General features: G+C 58.8%; 20 protein-coding genes and 1 pseudogene. 15 read left to right on the top strand and 6 right to left on the bottom strand.

The annotated features are described in order from the left end of the window. The first annotated feature begins 43 nt into the window (after window positions 1-43). From ACERZ8_RS18710 to ACERZ8_RS18690, 5 genes are all read left to right on the top strand, one after another. Complete coding sequence (locus ACERZ8_RS18710) at window positions 44-1,495, top strand: aldehyde dehydrogenase family protein (protein ID WP_407593676.1); 1,452 nt, start codon at window positions 44-46, stop codon at window positions 1,493-1,495. Next, entirely contained in the window at window positions 1,495-2,469 is a 975-nt protein-coding gene (locus tag ACERZ8_RS18705; protein ID WP_407594317.1) for a membrane dipeptidase, read from the top strand. Before ACERZ8_RS18710 ends, ACERZ8_RS18705 begins: the two co-directional genes overlap by 1 nt. A 16-nt stretch (window positions 2,470-2,485) precedes the next feature. Continuing rightward, on the top strand, window positions 2,486-4,189 hold the full coding sequence (locus ACERZ8_RS18700) for a hypothetical protein (RefSeq protein WP_407593675.1): 1,704 nt from the start codon (window positions 2,486-2,488) through the stop codon (window positions 4,187-4,189). Further along, on the top strand, window positions 4,186-4,836 hold the full coding sequence (locus tag ACERZ8_RS18695; protein WP_407593674.1) for a DUF3726 domain-containing protein: 651 nt from the start codon (window positions 4,186-4,188) through the stop codon (window positions 4,834-4,836). Before ACERZ8_RS18700 ends, ACERZ8_RS18695 begins: the two co-directional genes overlap by 4 nt. 86 nt (window positions 4,837-4,922) lie before the next feature. After that, the gene (locus ACERZ8_RS18690; RefSeq protein WP_407593673.1) at window positions 4,923-6,737 is read left to right on the top strand and encodes a BCCT family transporter; all 1,815 of its coding nucleotides are present in this window, start codon (window positions 4,923-4,925) and stop codon (window positions 6,735-6,737) included. A 108-nt stretch (window positions 6,738-6,845) separates the two neighbouring features. Here the strand turns inward: ACERZ8_RS18690 and ACERZ8_RS18685 are convergent, their stop codons facing one another. Continuing rightward, window positions 6,846-7,316, bottom strand: a complete 471-nt coding sequence (locus tag ACERZ8_RS18685; protein WP_407593672.1) for a MarR family winged helix-turn-helix transcriptional regulator — start codon at window positions 7,314-7,316, stop codon at window positions 6,846-6,848. A gap of 100 nt (window positions 7,317-7,416) precedes the next feature. On the opposite strand from ACERZ8_RS18685, the gene ACERZ8_RS18680 reads away from it, so the two are divergent. The 7 genes from ACERZ8_RS18680 to ACERZ8_RS18650 all read left to right on the top strand — a co-directional run bounded on the left by ACERZ8_RS18680 (window position 7,417) and on the right by ACERZ8_RS18650 (window position 13,588). Next, window positions 7,417-7,785, top strand: a complete 369-nt coding sequence (locus ACERZ8_RS18680) for an antibiotic biosynthesis monooxygenase family protein (RefSeq protein ID WP_407593671.1) — start codon at window positions 7,417-7,419, stop codon at window positions 7,783-7,785. Between the two features lie 81 nt (window positions 7,786-7,866). Continuing rightward, on the top strand, window positions 7,867-8,265 hold the full coding sequence (locus ACERZ8_RS18675; protein WP_407593670.1) for a hypothetical protein: 399 nt from the start codon (window positions 7,867-7,869) through the stop codon (window positions 8,263-8,265). Between the two features lie 249 nt (window positions 8,266-8,514). Then, complete coding sequence (locus ACERZ8_RS18670; RefSeq protein WP_407593669.1) at window positions 8,515-9,468, top strand: hypothetical protein; 954 nt, start codon at window positions 8,515-8,517, stop codon at window positions 9,466-9,468. Next, window positions 9,465-10,334 carry a ThiF family adenylyltransferase gene (locus ACERZ8_RS18665; RefSeq protein ID WP_407593667.1) on the top strand — a complete coding sequence of 290 codons (870 nt, stop codon included), beginning with the start codon at window positions 9,465-9,467 and terminating at the stop codon, window positions 10,332-10,334. Before ACERZ8_RS18670 ends, ACERZ8_RS18665 begins: the two co-directional genes overlap by 4 nt. Then, window positions 10,331-11,536 carry a hypothetical protein gene (locus tag ACERZ8_RS18660; RefSeq protein ID WP_407593666.1) on the top strand — a complete coding sequence of 402 codons (1,206 nt, stop codon included), beginning with the start codon at window positions 10,331-10,333 and terminating at the stop codon, window positions 11,534-11,536. Before ACERZ8_RS18665 ends, ACERZ8_RS18660 begins: the two co-directional genes overlap by 4 nt. After that, window positions 11,529-12,614 carry a GNAT family N-acetyltransferase gene (locus ACERZ8_RS18655; protein ID WP_407593665.1) on the top strand — a complete coding sequence of 362 codons (1,086 nt, stop codon included), beginning with the start codon at window positions 11,529-11,531 and terminating at the stop codon, window positions 12,612-12,614. The genes ACERZ8_RS18660 and ACERZ8_RS18655 overlap by 8 nt, the downstream gene beginning before the upstream one ends. Then, a complete protein-coding gene (locus ACERZ8_RS18650) occupies window positions 12,611-13,588 on the top strand; it encodes a hypothetical protein (protein WP_407593663.1) in 978 nt (325 codons plus the stop codon). Before ACERZ8_RS18655 ends, ACERZ8_RS18650 begins: the two co-directional genes overlap by 4 nt. Here ACERZ8_RS18650 and ACERZ8_RS18645 read toward each other — a convergent pair. From ACERZ8_RS18645 to ACERZ8_RS18630, 4 genes are all read right to left on the bottom strand, one after another. Further along, window positions 13,585-15,216 carry a c-type cytochrome gene (locus tag ACERZ8_RS18645; RefSeq protein ID WP_407593662.1) on the bottom strand — a complete coding sequence of 544 codons (1,632 nt, stop codon included), beginning with the start codon at window positions 15,214-15,216 and terminating at the stop codon, window positions 13,585-13,587. The genes ACERZ8_RS18650 and ACERZ8_RS18645 overlap by 4 nt on opposite strands. Window positions 15,217-15,633: 417 nt before the next feature. Then, entirely contained in the window at window positions 15,634-16,236 is a 603-nt protein-coding gene (locus tag ACERZ8_RS18640; RefSeq protein WP_407593661.1) for a VPLPA-CTERM sorting domain-containing protein, read from the bottom strand. Window positions 16,237-16,957: 721 nt separating this feature from the next. Beyond that, a complete protein-coding gene (locus tag ACERZ8_RS18635; RefSeq protein WP_407593660.1) occupies window positions 16,958-17,455 on the bottom strand; it encodes an SRPBCC family protein in 498 nt (165 codons plus the stop codon). Beyond that, window positions 17,452-17,787: an ArsR/SmtB family transcription factor gene (locus ACERZ8_RS18630; protein WP_407593659.1), complete on the bottom strand. Its 336-nt coding sequence runs from the start codon at window positions 17,785-17,787 to the stop codon at window positions 17,452-17,454. The genes ACERZ8_RS18635 and ACERZ8_RS18630 overlap by 4 nt, the downstream gene beginning before the upstream one ends. 434 nt (window positions 17,788-18,221) lie before the next feature. On the opposite strand from ACERZ8_RS18630, the gene ACERZ8_RS18625 reads away from it, so the two are divergent. The 3 genes and pseudogenes from ACERZ8_RS18625 to ACERZ8_RS18615 all read left to right on the top strand — a co-directional run bounded on the left by ACERZ8_RS18625 (window position 18,222) and on the right by ACERZ8_RS18615 (window position 20,236). Continuing rightward, window positions 18,222-18,734: an HAD-IIB family hydrolase gene (locus ACERZ8_RS18625; protein WP_407593658.1), complete on the top strand. Its 513-nt coding sequence runs from the start codon at window positions 18,222-18,224 to the stop codon at window positions 18,732-18,734. Between the two features lie 32 nt (window positions 18,735-18,766). Continuing rightward, window positions 18,767-19,006 (top strand): HAD hydrolase family protein, encoded by a 240-nt coding sequence (locus tag ACERZ8_RS18620; RefSeq protein WP_407593657.1) that lies wholly within the window; start codon window positions 18,767-18,769, stop codon window positions 19,004-19,006. Window positions 19,007-19,016: 10 nt separating this feature from the next. Beyond that, window positions 19,017-20,236 (top strand): annotated as a pseudogene (locus ACERZ8_RS18615) (glycosyl transferase). Here ACERZ8_RS18615 and ACERZ8_RS18610 read toward each other — a convergent pair. Next, window positions 20,233-21,978 (bottom strand): sugar phosphorylase, encoded by a 1,746-nt coding sequence (locus ACERZ8_RS18610; RefSeq protein WP_407594315.1) that lies wholly within the window; start codon window positions 21,976-21,978, stop codon window positions 20,233-20,235. The pseudogene ACERZ8_RS18615 and the gene ACERZ8_RS18610 overlap by 4 nt on opposite strands. Between the last annotated feature and the right edge of the window lie 132 nt (window positions 21,979-22,110).

Raw genomic sequence — 22,110 nt, 5'->3', positions numbered from 1 at the left:
GGTCGTGCGCGCGCCCGAGGGCGCTTGATCAAAGGGATACATCATGCACGACACCAAACTGAACTACATCGCCGGGGAATGGGTCGCGGGTGCATCCGAAATCGAGAACCGCAACCCGTCTGACCTGAGTGACCTGATCGGGATGTTCGCGCAGGCAAGTCCTGATCAACTGGACGCAACGCTCGAACAAGCGCTGAAGGCGCAGGCTGAGTGGGCCGCTTACGGGATCGAGCGGAAATACAACGTGCTGATGGCCATCGGCACCGAGATGATAAGCCGGGCCGAAGAACTTGGCACCCTGCTGTCACGCGAAGAAGGCAAGCCGCTCGCGGAAGGCAAGGGCGAGGTGTACCGCGCCGGGCAGTTCTTTACCTATTACGCCGCTGAAACCCTGCGCCAGATGGGCGACACCGCGGACTCGGTTCGAGACGGGATCGAAATTGACGTGCGTCGTGAACCCGTGGGCGTTGTGGCCGTGATCTCTCCCTGGAACTTCCCGACCGCAACGGCCTCGTGGAAGATCGCGCCCGCGCTTTGCTATGGCAATGCCGTGGTCTGGAAGCCCGCGAATGTGACACCTGCCTCTGCCGTGGCTTTGGTTGAGATCATCGCGCGGCAGGATGTTCCCAAAGGCCTTGTGTCGCTGGTGATGGGCGCGGGCAGCGCCATCGGTCAGCGGCTGGTGGAAAGCCCGAAGGTTGCCGCGATCAGCTTCACCGGGTCCGTGCCTGTGGGCAAGGGGATTGCAGCCAGCGCGATCCAGAACCTGACGCGGGTGCAGATGGAGATGGGCTCCAAGAACGCCCTTGCCGTGATGGATGACGCGGATCTTGATCTGGCCGTCTCGCTGGCGTTGGGCGGCGCGTTCGGCGGCTCGGGTCAGAAATGCACGGCGTCTTCCCGGCTGGTTGTGCACCAGTCGATCCATGATCAATTTGTTGAAAAGCTCGTTGCGGGTGCGCAGGCGATGAAGGTTGGTCACGCGCTTGAAGCGGGCACACAAATGGGCCCGGTTGTGTCTGAACAGCAGTTGAACGAAAACCTCGCCTATGTCGATCTTGCAGCTTCCGAAGGGGCCGAACTGCTCTGCGGCGGCCAGCGGCTGGAGAGGGCGACAGAGGGCTATTACATGTCCCCCGGCGTGTTTGTCGGAACGAACAACGACATGCGCATCAACCGCGAAGAGATGTTTGCACCCCTTGCCTGCGTCATACCCGTTGCCAGCTACGACGAGGCGTTGCATGTGGTCAACGACACGCACTTTGGCCTGACCGCAGGCATCGTCACCACAAATCTGGCCCGCGCGACCCACTTCCGCCGCAACGCGCAATCGGGTTGTGTGATGGTCAACCTGCCCACGGCCGGCACTGATTATCACGTACCGTTCGGTGGGCGCGGCGACAGCTCTTACGGGCCACGCGAACAGGGCCGCACGGCGGCGGAATTCTACACGATTGTGAAAACCGCCTATATCGCGTCAGGCACCCCACAATGATGCGCATCGACAATCTGCAATACGCCAACTGGTCGGAAAAGATTTTCCGCCAGATGCGCGAGGGCGGCGTGGATGCGGTGCATGTCACCATCGCCTATCACGAGACGTTCCGCGAAACGGTGCTGAATTTCGAACAGTGGAACCGCTGGTTCGAGCAATACCCGGACCTGATTATCAAGGGCCAGTGGGCCAGCGACGTGGACCGCGCCAAGGCCGAAGGAAAAACCGCGATTTTCTTTGGCTTTCAGAACCCGAGCCCCATCGAGGACGACATCGGGTTGGTCGAAATCGTACATACCCTGGGCGCGCGCTTCATGCAGCTGACCTACAACAACCAGTCCCTGCTGGCGACGGGCTGTTACGAGGCCGAGGACACCGGCATCACACGCATGGGCAAACAGGTGATCAAAGAGATGAACCGCGTGGGCCTTGTAGTAGACATGAGCCACTCGGCGGATCGCTCGACCATCGAGGCGGCGGATATCTCTGAACGGCCCATCGCGATCACCCATGCCAACCCCTATGACTGGTCGCCCGCACTGCGCAACAAAAAGGACGACGTGATCCGCGCGGTGACAGAAAACGGCGGGATGCTGGGGTTCTCGGTCTATCCGCACCACCTCAAAGACAAATCCGACTGCACGCTGGAGAGCTTTTGCGAAATGATCGCCCGCACGGCTGAGAAATTCGGGCCGCAACACCTCGGGATCGGGACGGACCTGTGCCAGGACCAACCCGACAGCGTGGTGGAATGGATGCGTGTCGGCCGTTGGAGCAAGGAAATCGACTACGGCGAAGGCTCAGCCGCAGCACCCGGATTTCCGCCCATGCCCACCTGGTTCAACGACAATCGCGACTTTGGAAACATCGAGGCGGGTCTGCGCACCACAGGGCTGAACGATGCGGAAGTCGCGGGCATCATGGGCGACAATTGGCACAGGTTCTACGCGGAAAGCTTCACACCAACAAACTAAGGGGGGAGGACAGGCCATGCAGCCGCAGGCGAACACATCACAAACCATTGCCAAACGTGATCCTGCGCTGGTCATGCGGCTGTCGCGTCTTGGGTCCTTTCACCAATCACGCCTGTCTTTTATGCGCATCCTGACTCGTCGGATGACCCGCGAAAACTGGACTTTTTCCCGCCCGGTCTTCGCGTTTGACGCCAAGGGCGTTGGCCACGCCATCTATTGCGCGCATACGCCGGACCGGACCTATTCGCTGATCGCCTTTGGCCATGATCTGCCACCCGAAGACCGCTCTGACCGTGTGATTGCGACCGCGTGGGACAGCACGTTCACCTTGTTTGATGGCGTGCCAGAGGCTGCAGACATTGAGCGTCTGCTCCAGAACATCCCCCTTCAGGAAGCGGGCCGTGTGAGCGAAAAAGAACTGTCGGTGTCCCGCGCCAACCGTTCGGTGCGGCTGTGGGACCATGTGGTGTCCTGCCTTGCCGCCGGAGAGCAGCCCGCGCAGGCGGAAGTCGACAAGGTCGGCTATCTTATGCGCACCACTGCGGTGTATGGATCGGGGAAACTGGGTGCGGCAGACCGTGAGATGATCGCGGACCGCCCCGAATGCGCGTCCCCTTTCCAGATCGAAATGCTGTCGGTGTTTCTGACCCGGGCTTACGTGCGCGATCTAGTGCAGCACATGGCGGACCTCAAAGGGGGTGCGACAGCGGTCACTCTGGACGCGGACATCGCGCGCAGCCTCGGCATCGGCAATTCCACTGGGCTTGGCATGGCGCCCTTTCTGGTCAACCACCCGATGTTGCTGAACAACTGGATAGCCGCGCGAGAAGAAGCGATTGCGATTGTGCGCAACCTGCTTGCGGCGAGCGAGGCCGAGGTCGCGACGTTTCGCGATTTGCTGGCCCGTTCGATCCTTTCTGCGGATATCTGGCATTCCGAACATCCGGTCCAAGTTGAGAAACTGAAACGATTGCGCAGCGATCTGTCTGCGCTCGTGGCTCATGTCGCAGACACCGATCTGCGCAGCGCGCATCCTTGGGACGGGCTCTATACTTGGGCCGAAGGCGCGCTGGGCGAAGATGCTCAGGAATGTCTGGCCTCTCTGATGTTGGAACCTTACGGCGCGCTCGTCGACCATCTGGCCGATCAGATGTCCGACAGTGACAGACACGCGTTTCGCATTGACGGCACGATGCGGGTGGCCGAATTGCGTGCTGTTCTGGAACGCGCCTATGGTTGGGCGCTGGACATGAACTGGGCGGAAAAAGAACACTGCGCGCGCGCCTGGTACGTCTCGCAGGAAAAACTGGAACCCCGTCTGGGCGAGCGTTTCGAAGAACCGATTGCACCTTACGAACAGCCCTTGGCACCGGGTCGGGATGCCGCCGCGCTTTACGCGGCGTTGAAAGATCAGGAGGACGACAAAAGCCTCGCCGCTTTCCTCTTGGCCCATCCCGAACACCGCCACAGTGTCCGGCGGGCGCAGATCGTGGATCTCGCGCCTTATGCGGAAATACGCGACAACACGATCGGGTCTGACCTGATGCCCATCGATATGTTGCGCTGCAAACTCTCGTTTTTCGGGGCCACTCATTTTGATCCCAGATCAGACCGATGGGTGCGCATCTGCATGTTCGGCAACGCACCTTACCCCGAAGAGTTGCAGGGCAGCAGAGGCGACGACTGGTCCTACCCGCCTTTGGTGGAGCGGGCAAAGTGAACCGCTCTCTCAACGAAATTGAGGCCCATGCCAAATGTGCTGCTCGGGGTGCTGGCCTATCGTGGGGCATGGCCGAAGAAGCAGGGCGCGCGGCGCGCTGGCTTGCCTCTCACGGCTTGGCCGGGCCTGCGATGCTGGGCGACGTTCTGGTCAGAAATGACGGGCTGACTCATGCACAGGTCGCGCCGGTCTCTCTGGACGGCGACTGGCATGCAGCCAAAGGCCCTCTGTGCCCGCTGGCGGTCGGTACCACGTTGAATGATTGCGCCGACCGGCTGGGGCACGGGCATGTCATCACAGCGGGCAGTGTGTCTTGCCCATTACTGACAGTGCCATTCGCCGCGTGGGCTGCGATCCACCTCAAACAGATGGTGCGCGTGGCTTATGAATCCGTGCAGATCGAAACGGATGGCGACGGGATCTGGGTCAGTGATCCGCACAACGTCATCAACACAAGCCGGGCGGACACAGTGGTGTTCCAGCGCACGCGGACACGCACAGATCCTGCGCAGCGGCCCGGCTTACGCGGCCACGTCACGCCTGAAATATGGGCGCGGCTGGACACCTTTGCGCAGCGCACATTTGCACCCGCCACGGACGCCTCGCGGCTCTTGGGGGCCGGTGCAGGGCTGTCCGACAATGACTAGACCTGATCAATCAATCCCGCAGTCGATGCGCCAACCGACTGCGAGACAACGAAAAACGGCGCAACCAAAGAAACAGGGGACCTACAATGTCAATTAAACCACCGTTTACCGATTTGGAGATCGAAAAGGCTCCATCCGGGTTTTACGAAGGCTACAGCCTTCCCATCGCGCTGATCAGCAAGGCGATCATGGTCGCGCTGGTCCTGTGGGCGCTTGTCTGGCCCGGCAATGCCAGCAGCGTCCTGTCATCGGTGAACGGCACTTTGCTCAACGGCTTCAATGGCTTTTACATCATCTCGGTCGGTATTTTTGCGTTCTTCCTGTTTGTGCTGGCCCTGTTGCCCGCCACGGGCAGCAAGAAACTGGGAACTGCAAATACAGTGCCGGAGTTCTCGAACTTCTCATGGTTCTCGATGATGTTTGGCGCTGGTCTGGGCGTCGGTCTGATGGTCTTTGCCACCGCCGAACCCCTTGGCCTTTGGGGGTCTAACCCTGTGGTCCTGTCCGGTGCGGTGGCCGCGAATTCCGAAGAGGCGGTGCAATCAGCCTATCGCTATACGTTCCTGCACTACGGCTTCCACGCCTGGGCCATTTACGTGCTGACCGGCCTGTCACTGGCGTACTATGCCTATACACGGGAAATGCCACTCACGATCCGCTCAGCGCTGACGCCTTTGCTGGGCAAAGCGGCAAACGGCTTTCTGGGTCACCTCGTGGACGTGCTCGGCGTAGTCGCCACGATCCTCGGTGTGTCCGTCACCATCGGCTTTGGCGTCAGCCAGTTCGTTGATGGTGTCTATGCCGTGTCCGGAATGGAATGGCTGATGAATGGCGACGCCGAAGCGCCCAAGCCCAGCACGGTCGGCCTGATCGCGGCACTGCTGGTGATCATGGGCCTGTCCATCCTCTCCGCCGTCTCAGGCGTGGGTCGGGGCATCAAGTACCTCTCGAACCTCAATCTGGTATTGTCCGTCATCCTGCTTCTGACCTTCGTGATCTTCGGTTCCTTCTTCTTTGCGATGACAAAGTTCGGTACGGGTCTGGTGGACTACATCCTGCATTTTGTTCAGATGTCATTCGGCGCTTATGGCCCGCAAACGGCAGATGCCTTTGCGGCAGCTTTGCCTGAGGGTGCACAGGCGCTGCCTGCCGAAGATGTGGCTGCGATCTATGGCTCCGCCACGTCGCCATGGGGGTCACTGGGCGGGTTCAGCGACGCCTTGCCAGCATCCGCTGCCGATCTCGACGCCGCCGCCATCTATGCCGCTGGTGAACAAGGCCGTCAGTTCGGCTGGCAAGCGGGCTGGACCACGTTCTACTGGGCGTGGTGGATCGCGTTTTCACCCTTTGTCGGTCTGTTCCTCGCACGCATCTCCAAGGGCCGCACCGTGCGCGATTTCATCTTTGGCTGCGTCATCGCACCTGCCATCGTGTGCTTTTTGTGGATGACCATTCTGGGCGGCACAGCCATCGACCTTGAGCTGAACGGCGATGCTGCCGGTTCCCTGATCGGGGCCACCAACACGGCCAAACTGTTCGCCACGCTTGAGCAGATGATTTCGGGCGGCTTTCTGTCGGCCATCACCATCATGTGCGTGGTTCTGATCATGACGTTCCTCGTTACATCAGCAGACTCAGGCATCCTCGTGATGAACACGATCATGTCGGGCGGCGAGCAGGAAACCGGCATCAAGCACCGCATCATCTGGGGCGTGATCCTGACCTCCGTGATTGGCGCGTTGATCATCGCTGGCAATAGTGGGGCGGAATCAAACCCGTTCGGTGCGTTGCAAAACGCGATGATCATCGGTGCATTGCCGTTCACGATTGTCATGGTGTTCATGATGATTTCCTTGGTGAAGGCCCTCTACCGTGACAGCATCCGGGCCAAACAGGCCTAGATCGCAAAAGCACAGGCCGCGCCAAACACGCGGCATGTTGCAGCGTTACAAAACGTCGGCTTGACCGAAATCCTGTGCGTCAGGCGGTCGGCGCTCGTAAACTTGGCTTTAATCCGCTTGTGTCGAAGCGTCTTCAAGGCGTGACCTAAGTAGGCCAACTACTTTTTGTGCTGTCATGATCTCTTCCGGTGACAGTCCCTTCGACAGGTCATTGACCCATGGTGCTTGCCTTGCATCGGCGGCTTCGTACAGGTGTCTTCCCTTTTGGGTCAGAACAACGAACTGCGCGCGCTTGTGCTGCGGGTTTGGCTCAAATTCAACGATCCCTTCCTTGTGCAATTCATTGACGATCCGTTGAACGCCTTGTCTGTGCACACCCATGGTTCGGGCATGCCAGGCGACGGACTCTGGCCTTTGCGCATAGGCGATGGCCCCGAGAATCTGCCATCTTGCGCTGGTCAAACCCAGATCCGATACGAGCCGGTCACCAGCAATGAGCAAGCGCCCGTTGAGCCGAAACGCCTCCAGGATCAGCGCTGTCACCGCTTCTCCCTCTTTGGTCCGTTGTTCGATTGGCATGTTGGCTTTCCTCTGGTTGACAACGTGTTGTCATTGTGGTTTCTGGAATCAAAATATGACAACATGACACCAAAATTCAGTACTGCGCAAGGAACACAAAATGGTCAACATAAAACCTCTCGATCCTGAATTTCCCATCGAATGGCAATTGCGCATCGATGCAGGGCCTGTCGTTCTGGTCAATCTCTTCACGGTCGATCCCGCTGACCAGAATGCTCTGGTTCAAGCGTGGGCGAGCGACGCACAGTGGATGAAGAAGCAGCCGGGTTACATCAGCACCCAACTGCACAAAGCCATCGGTGATGGCAGTATGTATCTGAATTATGCGGTTTGGGAATCTGTCGCGGACTTCCGCGCTGCCTTTGCAAATCCGGAGTTTCAGCAGCATCTCAACCACTATCCTTCAAGTGCTGTGACATCGCCCCATCTGTTCGAAAAGATCGCCGTGCCGAACTGTTGCACAGCCTGAGTAACGTCTTATGGGCAAGAGGATCAGGGAAACCCCAAGAAAACTAAGCTTCACGCCGCAGCAGGTGGCATCGGATTTCTCATGATCCTCACCTTTTGGACATCAACTGTCGTCAGCGAACTGTTCGCGAGCCACGAGAAAATTGCAGTTGTCAAAGCCTTGATCCTGAAGGGTATGTACATTCTCATTCCCGCGATGATCGTTGTTGGCGGATCAGGCATGTCGATGGGGCGCAGGCGCAAAGACCTCCTGACGCGCGCCAAGAAACAGCGGATGCCAATCATTGCACTTAACGGTTTGCTGATCCTTCTGCCTGCCGCTTGGTTCTTGGCAGGCAAGGCTGCTGCAGGCGATTTCGATGCCACCTTCTACGCGTTCCAAACGGTCGAGTTGATGGCCGGTGCCGCCAACCTGACCATGATGGGATTGAACATGCGCGACGGCTTCAGGATGACCGGCAGGCTTCGGCGATCACGCTGACGTCGCTGCAAAACGTGACGCATAGGCCAAATCGCCGAAATCTGAGCACCCCCACCTGAATGGGAACCGCCTGATCAAAGGAGTATTGGCTTGAAAAGCGCGTTTAGGACGTTACCCTCGCGGCTTTAGGTAACCCTTCCTGCCGAAACAAGAATTCGATAGACGTCACCTCACGCAAACGGTCAAAAGCACCCGTTGCATGGGCAACTCGAAAACCCTTGGTCGGCTGCAAGTTTTGAGGATCCATTTATGTCCGGGCTTGTGCGCGCGTTGTTTCAGTCAGAGCTTGATCTGACCCTTGCGACTGGCGCGCAGTTTGAAACCCGGATCGTTGAGCGGCCTGGAAAGTGGATGTCGCAAGAGGACCTCGCGGCACTGTCCGAGGACCTGATCACAGTTGCCTCCAAGACGCTTGCACGCGGCTCGCTCACTTATGGCGTTTTCTCAGGCGATCCGGAGCGGTTGAAATCGACAATCATCACACTTGTCCGCCGCAAGGACACGGGACAGCCGGTCGCGTTCAATGCGCTGGCCCTGATGGACATCACCACGATGGCCGAACCGATGGAGGTTCTGCATCTGGGGCTGGTCATGGTTGATCCCGATCAGCAATCTCGCGGGTTGTCTTGGGTTCTTTACGGGCTGACCTGCATCCTGTTGCTGTTTCGCAATCAGATGCGGCCGCTCTGGGTCTCCAATGTCACGCAGGTTCCGGCCATTGTCGGGATGGTCGCAGAAACCTTTGATGATGTTTTTCCCACACCCCAGCGGCCCAAGCAAAGGTCGCTGCAGCATCTGTTGCTGGCCCGGACGATCATGGCAGATCATCGGCACGTATTCGGGGTGGGCCCGGATGCGGGATTTGACGAAGACCGCTTTGTCATCACCAATGCCTATACCGGCGGCTCGGACGATCTGAAAAAGACGTTTAACGAGGCCCCCCAGCATCGCAATGAAATCTACAACGCCTTTTGTCAGGACATGCTCGATTATGACCGTGGCGATGATGTGTTGCAGCTTGGCCAGATCGACCTGGCGACGGCTGTCGGATACCTGAAGAATTCTGTTCCCCGGGCGTCACTTGCGAGCGTCGGTGTGACCCTGATCGCCATCATGTTGCAGCGCCTGATCTTGCCCCTCATCCACTGGTTCGACAACAGTCGCCAATTTGGCACGCTACGCCCACGAAAGGACCGGCTTTGACCTTTTCCTACGACACGTTCACCACCCGCAATATCGGATTTGTTACGCCTGCAGAACAGGCGGCCCTGCGCGATGCGCAGGTTTTTGTGTGCGGCACAGGTGGCATGGGCGGGGCTTGCGTCTTTGCGCTGGCCCGGATGGGGGTGGGCCGTCTGATCCTTGCAGATATCGATGAATTCGAGACATCAAACCTGAACCGTCAGGCCTTTGCCTTCCGTGATACCATCGGGCAGCACAAGGCCGAGGCGACCCGTGATCTATGCCTTCAAATCAATCGGGACATGGAGATTACGGTTTACCGTGATGATTGGCCGGATCACGTGCAAGACGCGACTGAATCCAGTACGATTGTTGTCAACGGGACGGATGATCTCGGGGCCTCTCTCTTGCTGTATCGAACAGCGCGCGCCGCAGGTCGGGCCGTGATTGATGCGTATGCCTCTCCTTTGCCGTCTGTCTATGTGACGCAAGCGGGCGATCCGATGCCGGAAGAAAGATTGGGCTATCCGACACTTGGCACGGCGTGGAATGCACTGAGCCAGGAGCAACGTGACGAGGCCTTTGTTCAGGAGGCGATCCATGTGATCCTGCATTCCTCCTCGCGCCATTACATCGACCTTGACCTTGCCGGGGAAGTTGCGGCGGGCAAACGCAGCCGTATGTCTTTTGCACCCATGGTGATCTCCACGGGGATGCTGATGGCCTACGAGGTTACAAACGGCATTCTAAACCGCAAGCCGGGCGCCGATCACAGGGGTTGGTTTTTCAACCCTTATGCGGCCCGGGTGGAACATCCGCGCAACGCGATCACAGCGGCCTTGCTGCGCCCTGTCGTGACGCGCTTCCTGCGACGCTTGATGACATGACGGGTTTGGCACCCACCTTGATTGCCGACAGTGTCGTCTCGCTGGCTGGCCTGATCGGTCTGGCGCTGTTTGCGCAGGTCCTGCGGATGCAGCCCGGCAGCGCCGTCACGAGGCGGTTCTTATTTGCGCTGCAGGTCGTGGCTGCTTTGCTGGCCATCCGCCTTTTGCAATGGCTGACCGGCGTCGAATGGATCGGGCGCCTGACCTTTGCGGTCGCCGCCCTTGTGCCGCTGGCCATGCTGCTGGTCGCGGAAACACTGCTGCGCCGTCATGCGCCATTGGCCCTAAAACTATGTGTTTCTGGTGGGGCAGTGGGTTTTGCCCTTGTGGCATTGCTGATCAGCGAGGATCACGCCCGAGCGGCGATTGTTTCGCTGGCAGCCTTTCAGGGCTTGGCCTTTGTCGCGCTCGCCGTTTTGGTGCTGACGCGGGATCGGGCCAGCCTGTCTCCGGCAGAAAACAAAACGATCGACCGATTGGCACTGTCATTTGTCCTGATCGTCCCCTTGGCCTTGACGGATTTCCGGACGGAGTTTCTGGACCTTCCCGTGCGGCTTTCGGGTATTGCCATACTCGCCCTGTGCTGGCTTGGCCTGACGCTGCGGCGCAATGAAGCCAGCCAATCCGAAATCCTCTCCGCGACCTTGGCTTCGGCGATTGGTGTGATCTTCGCATCGGCGTGCATTATGGAACTCGCAGCACTCGACGGGCGCACCACATTACAGGTGATGGCGGTCATGGTCAGCATCAGCATGCTGGCCGTCATTTTCAATCAAGTCCGGATCATCAGGCGCGAAGACAAGATCGGGCGGTTGCTCGACGTGTTGGCGGACATGCAACTCAACGATCCTGAAGCCTTCCTTGCGGCGTTGCAAAACCGGGCCCTGACCTATGGCGCTCTGATCCTTGAGGCGGACAGCCTGAAAGATTTCGATGCAGACTTCAGGGACTGTCTGGTGCGCCGCCGCATTGTCTCATCCAAAGACCTCGATCCGATTGAGGACCCGCAGCTGGCCGAGCAATTCGCATGGTTCTTTCGCAAGTTCGCGGCCAGCCATGCGATGCTGGTCGCGGATCACCCGTTTCGTATCATGGCGATAAATGTTCCGGCACTTGCCCAATCCACGCAGTTGGAACAGGAATTGCGCATCGCGCAGCGGATCGCGATCCTGCTGGCCGAGCGGGAGGCGTCGCATGGTTGAAGTGATAGAACGCGACTTTGCATCGTTCTTTGAGGTGCCGTTTCACATCTATGGCGCGAAAGAGCCTTATGTTTCGCCGTTAAAGTCAGACCTGAAACGGTTTTTGGAAGCGGGCACAAACCCCCTGTTTCCAAACGATGATGTTTTCACCTATTTCACGGCCCTTCGAAGTAACCGACCAGCCGGTCGGATCGTCGTGCATGAACATGTCGCCTCAAACACGCTGCATGGAACGAAGCGCGCGTCGTTCGGTTTTTTTGACTGCGCCAATGATGCACAAGTGGCCCAAGCCCTTCTGGACCGGGCCGAGGCATGGGCGCGGGCCAAGGGCCTCGACGCATTAGTCGGCAATTTCAACCTGACGGCCATGCAGCAGATGGGCGTACAGACTGATCACTTCGACCGCGCCGGGTACACAGACATGGTAATGAATCCGCCGCACATCCCTGACTTGCTGCGCGAGAATGGTTTTGTGCCCTTCTTTCCGGTGACGACGTTTGAGCTGGATCTTGCGCAGGCAAAACCCCCGTCTTCAAAACTCGGGCCCGAGTACAGTTTTGCACCGATCAAGCCCAAAACCTTTGCCGCCCGTATGGAAGAAGCGCGACTGGTCCTGAATGACGGGTTTTCAGACAACCCGATGTTTGTGCCGCTGACGGCAGAGGAATTCACCTTTCAAGCAGGGGAGATGATGAAGATCATGGACCCCAGGCTGTCTGCAATCCTGACGCAGGACGACACGCCTGTCGGCGTGGTCATCTGCATTCCCGACCTCAACGGCTTCCTGAAAGCGACGCGCTCACGCTTCTCGCTCATGACGCCGTTTCATTATCTGCGCTACCGGCTGCGGCGCAAACGGGCGGTTATCATTTTCTATTCGGTGGCAAAGGCCAGTCATGGACGCGGGTTGATGAGCGCGATGCTGTCCCGCACGCTGACGCAGCTGCGCGAGGCAGGCTATACGCAGTTGGGGATCACGTGGATTGCCGACGAAAACGCGGCCTCTTTGCGCATGGTGTCCAAGATCGGGGCCACGCCCTTGCACCGCCTGCATCTGTTCCGCAAAGATCTGACATGACACCTGAACTGTTCCGACGCCTTGTGACACAGGCTAGTCACGCGCCCAGTGTCCACAACGTACAGCCGGCGCGCTGGCGACTGGATGGAGACACCGCGTGGCTTTTTGAGGACCGGCAGGTCCGTCTGCCCGCCGCAGACCCGACCGGCCATGATGCCGCGATGAGCCTTGGTGCCGCCCTTGAGGGCTTTGCCATGGCTGCGTCGCTGGAAGGGTTGCATGTTTCTATTGGTCGCGCTGATGATGATGCTACCAGCGACCTGCGCCCCGTTGCTCGCCTGACGTTCGAACCGGGCGGGGTGGAGGACCCGTTAACAGCGCATGTGGCGGCGCGGCAAAGCTGGCGTGGCGACTTTCCGACACCCTCATCCGAGGACAGGCAAGCCGCGGCGTCACTGGCATCTCCCGATTGCATCCCCGTCACCGGCCCGCACACTATTCGTGCCATTGCACAGCTCTCGGATATGGCCAGTTTCGGATTCATGCTGCAGGACGCGTTTCGCGCAGAACTGTTATCCTGGATGCGCCTGCGCCGCCGCCACCCCGATTGGGCGCGTGATGGCCTGAACGCGGATGCGATGCGGCTTGGCCTGCTGGAGAAGCTCGGCGCTGGGCTGGTGATGGGACGCGGGTTCAGGCCCTTGTTGCACTATCGTCTGGCCGAAAAACTGCTTTCCGAAGTGGATCGGACGGCAGGTGCCGCCGCCATTGTGGTGTTTCACCGACCCCAAGGCGAAGACCCGTTCGACAGCGGTCGCGCCTTTTACCGTGCGTGGCTTCGGATCGAAGGTGCTGGATTTGGTGCGGCAGTGCTTGCGGCGTTGGCAGATGATCCTGAGAGTGCGAAGACGCTGGCGGCAATGGTCGAATTACCCGAAGGCCGTCGCATCGTGTCTGCATTCCGCATCGGCCGGCGTCCACAGGACGCAGCCTTTGCGCGGGCACGTCGGTTATTGGATGAACTGATCGTCTAAAGCTGCTTGAGAAATTCGATCAGCGCGGTTTTGTCCGGCTCGCTCAGCGTCGCGCCAAAATCATGACCATCCTTGCGCAGCCCGGGCTGCGCCGTGTCCAGAATGACCGGTTGGGAAAAGGGGGCATAGTCTGGCGGGTATCGTCCGTCCTGCAATCGCAATCCCAGACGCGCAAAATCAAGCATGTGACCACCGAGTTCAAACGTCTCTGGTCGGGCTTCGGGCGTCAGCAAATGCCAGATGGTCGGGACCGATCCATTGTGCAGGTAGGGGGCGGACGCCCAGATGCCATCCAGAGGCGGCGCGACATATGCATTGGTGCGGGCCACTGCGATCTGATCACGGTAGGGCGTATCCTGAAACGTATCGGCAAGCTCTTGGGTGAACGCCTCTGCCCGCAGCGGGTCAGTTCCGACATCGCCAAGCCAGTTTGGCAGCGAAACGAGGTTCGGGCGGCCTTCGTGGGTATCATAAGTCCCATGGCATGCGCTGCACTCTGTCGCGTAAATTGCGCTACCCGTCCGTGCGAGGTCTTCGTCAATCACACCGGGAAAGGGTTGTGGCGCGTAGGCACTGTCCAGAAAGACGTAGATATCCGTTGCTACAGGCACGGCCTCGATGGCTTTGGTGGGATGGACCCCCATGCTTGGTACAGTGAAGAACGTCGTGATTGTTGCCAAAGCGGCGCGTTTTTCGGCGGTGTCGTCGGCGGCCGTGGTTGGTGCCTGTCGCTCAGTCTCTGGCACCGCATAGGCCCCATCGACAAGCAGACTGCTGCGCCAATGGCGGTGTCCCAGATCGGGGATCGAAACAATGCCAGCATCGGCAGGGCCATCTCCGAGCAGCGGCACGTCGAACACATGTTTGAGCGCGGCCACTCCATTGGTGCTGCCCGGCACGCCGTTGAAGAAGGGCAGCGCGCGGTCGCCCGGTATGTCTTTCAGCCGTGCCGCAACCATCGGCAGAACAATCCATCGCAACGCCTGACGCTCGCGCCACCCTGTCTCGGGATAGAGCGTCATGACCATATCCATTAACCGATCCGGTGTTTGGTGATACGCCTTGAGCGATCGAAAAATCGCCTGCGTGTAGGCTTCGAGGTTCAGCGAGGTGTTCGGCATCCCGATCCATGCGGTCGTCGGGTCCGGGCGTCCATCGTCGCCGTAGGTGACACCGGCATGACACGCAGCACATCCCATATTGGCCACTTGCACAGGCATGCCCGCCACTGGCGACAGCACGCCGTGCGTGACACCCAGTGGCAATGCATCCGGCCTGTCCGCCACACCACGCGGCATGTTCTGAACCCGCGCGGGCATCAGAAACCCGAATGAAGCCAGCCGAGAGTTGAGCGTGTCACGATTTGCAGGACGAGTTGGATCTTCGTCCACTGCATCAAGCACAAGCGCTGCTGTGACCAGCTTCCACGGCACTGCATGGCTTTCAAGCGCCGCCAGACTCAATCCGCCAAAGTCCGCTCCAACAAAGGCGGCTGCCCCACGCTCGGCCGCTCCTGCACCGACCAAAACATCCGGCACGGCCTCGGAGGGCACCTCATGGCGCCCGCCAAACCAAAGTCCGGCGGCCACAACCGCAAGGCACCCGACTGCGATGGATATGCGTTTCAAGATTCTTCCGGTTTTCATGAATACTTATAATGTCCGCGCTTTTGTCGTTGGTCCTCAATCCGCGATCAACTCCTGTCGCCATTGGTCCTGGGCGAGCAATACCTCAACGCGCCCTTGTCAGCTTACGCTGGTAGGTGTCAGATGAGCTACTGATTTCATGGATCTATGTTCGTCTTTACGCAGCGCGCGTCACAGTGCTGCATACCACTTGATCGGTCACTGGCCGCGATGGGCCAACCGTGATGCGTCCAAGAACGTGGTGCTTATGCCGCACCGCTTCCGAGGATTAGGCCCAGCATTTCGCCGTCAAAAGCGTTTTGCAGCGTCAGGACACTCAATTCCAGCGTTTCAAAACGTCGTTCATCAGGCTGGTTTCGGGCACTTGCTTGTCCGATGGCATGCAGCGTCGCGACGACTTTAGCCCTTGCGGCGCTTCATCCAGCCCAACGCGCCGATGCCTGCCAGCAATATCGGCAGAGAGGCGGGCAGGGGCACTGCGGGAACGGACGGTGCGACTTCTGCAAAGACGAAATTCCCGGTCAGCGTCTGTTCTTCGGCGTTGCCAGAAATGGCGTCAAAGCCGATGGCCATCAGATTGAACGACGAGCTGCAGGCCCCGGTTCGTGCGCCTTGCATGCAGAAATAGTTTCCGTGGTCACCGCCACTGAACAATGCCGCCGTGTTGCCCGAAAAGTCGAAGGTCAACTGAGTTGCGCTCGCAGTCAGGCCGGTGGGCGTCACTGGTCCAACATTTGGCAACAACGAAATACCCGAAGATGCGGTTGTCGTGCCAATCACATCCGGCGTACCGCGCCAAAGGTTCGGGGCGTCAAGTGTCAACTCCCAAGCGACGAAATCGCCTGCCGACAGCACGCCAAACGTGCCGTTGGTTTCGAAATACCCTGTGACAGTGCCATTCCCGATGCTGAGATCAACATTGTAGGTGATCGCGGCTGCCGGATTGGCAACAAACGCAAAAGTGGCAAGAGCGAAAGCGGAGAGTTTGGAATGGAGCGTCATGATGCAAAGTCCTGGTTAAACTGGGTTATCGTTAAGAGGTGACGTTAATTAGCTTCAACCAATAGGTAAGAGCGCAAAGTCGATCAAGAAGATTTTGAGAATTCAACCGCTGGTGTGGGGCAAACCACACGGGCGCCGCACAATGCTCCAAGAACACGGCCGATTGTTTTTTGGGGATGTGTGTTTTTGAGAGGTTCGCGCAGTTGGTTGCGTGAGGCTCACTCAGCAAAATGAGAAATGGAAGGACTGTTTCGGAGTTGCGATCTATCGCTTTTGTGCTGAGATAAACGGCAACTTTGTCCGCACCGACGCCGCGGCAGCGCTCACCACAGCAACCCCGCTAGGTCCAACGGCAGTCGTGAACATCGGGTCCTCCAGTTCGGACGCTCCCTCGCACATCGCGGGGCATGCTTTCTAAGCCGATGTTCCACGCGGCTGAGCCGCACCTCACGTCCAGCACCTCGGTAGTCATGTTTTTTCGTCGCGATACCGGCAAAGACATGATGGCGTTGCCGATGTGCTCGACCTTGTGATGACTCATCGGGATCGGTTTATCCGGTTCCAGCAGGGCTGACACCGCGTCAAACGTTGCGTTTGGATCAACTGCGCACGACCCGTTTTCCCTTTGCTGAAGGTGTTGGAGAGGGGCGTGTCGGGCCTGCTGGGCGATTGCATCATCCCGTCCCAAGCCACGAAGGACAGGACCGCAAGCCCTATCATCTCAATGCCCGGCGCTTGACACCGTCTGAACGAGTGTTGCCAGTTTGTCGAAGGCCTGGTTCCAGCCACCGGCGCCTGCAGTGCCCTCGACCACGCCCATATGGACCATGACCATGCGGGTTTTCCCACCAACCTCGTTCAGATCAATGATCACCTCGGTGACATCGGGAAAGCTGTCGGGCATGCCCATGGCCTGCGGCGAAATGATCGTGCCATCGGCGTCACACATGCTTTCGGTGTAGACGAGGCGGTCGGGCGCGCGGACTTCCTTGTAGACGCCGGTGAACCACATCTCCATCGACCGCTCGGGCGTTTGCATCGCCATGCAAACCTTGCGGATGCCACCGATTTTCACATCCATCTCGGCGGTCGGGACGGACATCCCATTGGGGCCGTACCACTGTTTGAACAACGCCGGATCAGTCCACATTTTCCACACCAGATCGATGGGCGCATCAAATTCCCGTTCGATCCGAACCCAGTCCTGTTTGTCAGTCATTGGTCGCTGTCCTTCATGTCTTTCAGCAGGGTATCCATCACGTCAAAACGTGCATCCCAGATGTGTCGATACTGGTCTGTCCAGTTGGAGATGTCCTGAAGTGGTTTCGTTTGGAGCGTGCACAGCCGGAACTGCGCGTCGCGTTCACGCGAGATGAGCCCTGCGTTTTCCAGCACCCGGATATGCTTGGACACAGCAGGCAAGGACATATCAAATGGCGCGGCGAGCGTATTTACGCTGGCGGTTCCCTTGGCCAATTGCGCGAGGATCGCGCGCCGTGCGGGGTGTGCCAAGGCGGCGAATGCCGCGTCTAACTGATCGTTTTCGTCCATGCGTCCTTTAATACACCAACTGGTTAATTAATCAAATGGTTTAATGATAGTGCGTGCAATGGCGCCTGATCGGCAGGGCGAGACTGCGCCCCGCAGTCGACCCTCATCTGCGGTTCATGCTGATCTACAGATCCGAGAACAGCAAGGTGGCTTATGGTTAGATACTCGCACTTCGTTGGCCTCGGGAGTGCTGACACTATCTTGATTACTTGGACTTTTAGGCGACCGGCGACGATTCGTCCGCTTGGACGGTCAACGCTGCATTGATCAGTTTGATTTTGGTGGGCGCCATTTTTCTATCCTCAAACTCCGCAAACAGTCACTGTCACCGCTTGCTACGCCCCTATGGCTGATGTTTGGGCACCGTGTTCGAAGTGTCCGCTAATCTATGCCGTCCGCCTTGTGATCCGGTCGAGCCGTTGGCATCAAAGGGCATGACTGCCCAACTGCCCCTGCTGGTGTTTTCCGACCTCGATGGAACCCTGATCGATCACGACACCTACGATTGGTCGCCTGCCGCACCCGCACTTGATGCGCTCAAGGCTGTGGGCGCTGGCGTGATCCTGGCCAGCAGCAAGACAGCTGTGGAAATCGATGTGTTGCGCCGCGACATGGGTCTGAGCGCCTGGCCTGCGATTGTCGAAAACGGGGCCGGGCGTTTGGCTGCGCACGCTGCCCCCGACATAGATACTGAACACTACGAAACTGTGCGCGCCGCACTGGCGCGCTTGCCTGACACGTTGCGCCAGCAATTTGTCGGATTTGGCGACATGACCGCCGATGAGGTGTCAGAAGCCACCGGCCTGACACACGAGGGCGCGCGTCTGTCCCGCCAACGCGGATATTCGGAACCCGGGCTTTGGCATGGCTCAGACGCGGACAAGATCGCGTTCCTTGACGCCCTTGCGACCCAAGACATCAGCGCACAGCAGGGGGGCGGTTTCTGACGCTGTCCCTTGGGGCGACGAAGGCGGATCAGGTGCACAGCTTGCGCGCCGAATATCGCCCCCAAACGACAATCGCGCTTGGCGATGCGCCAAACGACATTAAGATGATAGAGGCGTGTGACCTTGGCGTGATCATTGCCAATTCCCATCGTGCGCCATTGCCGACGCTTGCAGGCGAGGCCGAAGGGCGGATCGTGCGCACGGGCCAAGCCGGGCCAGTGGGGTGGAACCGCGCCATGATGGACATGCTTGCGCAACTTGACTTGATCTGAGGACTGATTTTTGGCCGACTTTCACCAAAACGGAAATATCGCGACCCTCCACAATCTGCGCACGCGCTCGTCGGCGGAATTGTCAGACGAACTGGTCGCTTTTGCGCAGACCCGCAAGATTTCACTGATCCTGCCCTGCCTCTACTCCGAGCTGGAAGGAGAGGCGATGCCGCATATCCTGTCCGAGCTGTCCAAAGTCACCTATCTGCACCGCATCATCGTCGGGCTGGACCGCGCGGACGAGGACCAGTTCCGCCATGCCAAGCAGTTTTTTCAGGACTGAGCCAGAACCATATCGTCATCTGGAATGACGGCCCGCGGATGCTGGAACTGGGGCAGCGCCTTGAGAAAATGGGGCTTTATCCGGCCGAACAGGGCAAGGGCAAGAATGTGTGGTCCGCCCTTGGCTACCTCATCGCCTGTGCCGACAGCGCGGTGATGGCGATCCATGACTGCGATATCCTGACCTATGACAACGACATGCTGGCCCGCCTTGTCTATCCGGTCACCAACCCGAATTTCCCCTATCAGGTTGCCAAAGGGTATTACCCGCGCATCGGGGGCGGCAAGCTGAACGGGCGGGTCACACGCCTGCTGGTCAGCCCGTTGCTAATTGCGCTGAAGCGGGTGATCGGGGATCGTGATTATATCGATTACCTGCGCAGCTTTCGCTATCCGCTGTCAGGTGAATTCGCGATGCGCACGGCGATCCTGCCCGATTTGCGCATTCCGTCCGATTGGGGCCTTGAGATCGGCGTTTTGTCCGAAGCGTGGCGCAATCTGGCGCCAAAGGCCGTGTGCCAGGTCGAGATTTCGGATGCCTATGACCACAAGCATCAGGATCTGAGTGCCGATGACGCCGATGCGGGTCTGTCCCGCATGTCCACCGACATCTGCAAGGCGATCTTTCGCAAACTGGCCGCTGACGGCACCATCTTTACGCCCAACGTGTTCCGCACGCTGAAAGCCACCTATTATCGCATCGCGCTGGACCTGCTTGAGGCTTACTACAACGATGCCAAGATGAACGGGCTTTCCGTCGATCGCCACAGCGAGGAACGATCTATCGAGCTCTTTGCCGAAAACATCATGCGCGCCGGGCAGGTCTTTGTCGAAAACCCGCATGAAACGCCCTTCATCCCCACGTGGAACAGGGTACATGCGGCCGATCCCGGCTTTCTCACGGACATGCTGGCCGCTGCGCGGGCTGACGACGCCGAATTTAACTAGATCCGGTTGGTGATCCAGCGGCACTGATAGGGGGCGAGGGTGATCGTCTCTGCACTGGCGTCTATGGGTTCGCCGCTCAGCAGATCGATCCAGTCCTCATCATCAATGAGGTTCATCGACTCCCGCGCCAGGTCGACCGTCTCCTTGCTCACATTGTGCAGCGCAAAGATTGATTGGTGTCGATCCAGACTTTGCCGCCAGACGCCGAACACATCATCGCGCAGCGACATGGTGAATTGCGTGGCATTGGGGTGAAAGGCCGATTGCCTCGACCGGATTTTCAGGCGCTTTGACAAAGCGTCCAACACGCGCGCGTGCGTCGTGGTGGGATCGTCCAGCAGCGCATTCAGAGTGGGGTAATCCCAGTTGTGCCGGTTGATGGCCCGGTTCATACCGCGCCGTTCGACCTGTTCATGATCATTGGGCGTGGCCAGCATCGAGTGGATGTAGAAGGCGGGAATGCCTTCAAGTGACATGACGATGGTTTGCGAGCAGATGAACCGGTCATGATGATGATCATCTACGCCGTCAAATGTCTGCCCCGTGGCCTCAAAGAAGGTCGTGTTGATCTCGTAAGGGGCCTCGCCGCCGTTGGGCAGCGCGCGCATCGACACAAGGCCGCCGATGTCCTTGATCACGCCGATCATCTTGTCCTGCTCTTCGTGCGGCAGAATCCCTTCGGCCGGGCGCATCCCGATCCCATCATGGCTGGCAGTGAAATTCAGGTAGGCACAGCCCAGTTGTGCGGGCGGCATCCCCTTTTGCCAGCGTTTGAGGTAGCTGGCCGACCCCGACATCATTGCGTGCAGGATCAGCGGGGGCAGGGGGAAGTTGTAGATCGCGTGCGCCTCGTCCCGCCTGCCGAAATAGCTGAGGTTTTCGGCCTTGGGCACGTTGGTTTCGGTCAGCAGAATGACCGTCTCGGCCGCGTAGTCGCACAGCAGCCGCATCAGCTTAACCACCGCATGCGTCTGCGGCAGATGGATCGAGGGCGATCCGACTTCCTTCCACAAAAACGCCACTGCATCGAGGCGGATGATCTGCACCCCGTTGTCCACATGCAGGCGGATGATGCGCAGAAATTCCAGCAGCACCTCGGGATTGCGGAAATCGACGTCGATCTGATCGTGGCTGAACGTGCACCAGACATGGCGCGGCCCGGTCGCCGTTTCGACCTTTTGCAGCAGCGGTGTCGTGCGCGGGCGCACCACGTTGTCCAGATCGTCCTGCGGAGACGCCTCAAAAAAGAATTTGTCATAGGGCGCTTGCCCTTGCCGGTAGGCGTTGAACCATGCGCCCTGACTTGAGACATGGTTCAGGACAAGGTCCGACATCAAATGAAACTCATCCGCGATCCGGTTGATGTCGGCCCAATCGCCCAGCTGCGGGTTCACGCTGCGAAAGTCCGAAACGGCAAAGCCATCATCGGAGGTAAACGGAAAGAACGGCAGGATATGCACTCCGTTCACCACGCCCTTCATCCGGCGCAGCAGGAAATCGTGCAGCAGGTCCAGTGGTTTGTGCACCCCATCAAGGATCGAATTGCCGTAGGTGATCAACAGCGCGTCGGCTTCGGTCCACAGGTTGTTGCTGGGCTGGCGGCCCCGTTTGCGTGGGCGCGTGCCTTCGGGCCAGAACGCGTCAACAATCTTGCTGGACAGGATGTCTCGGTCCAGATCGGGATAGATCTGATCAACCAGCTTCGCGAGGCGCTGGCCAAAGTTGTTCTTGCTGGATTGCATCTGCGCGTCGGGGTCCGGGGTTGTTTCCAATTCTCCAAAACAAGCATCTTTTGCAACGGCTTGCATAGTCAAAACGCCCTTGTGGGAGGATGTAGCAGGCTCTGTTGCGTCAAATGCCCATAACTTGGAGTT

It is taken from the genome of Tateyamaria armeniaca (assembly GCF_045797845.1).
GTDB classification, from domain to species: domain Bacteria; phylum Pseudomonadota; class Alphaproteobacteria; order Rhodobacterales; family Rhodobacteraceae; genus Tateyamaria; species Tateyamaria armeniaca.
The sequence above is the reverse complement of the archived record's forward strand: the minus strand, read 5'-3'. Positions and strand labels throughout refer to the sequence as shown.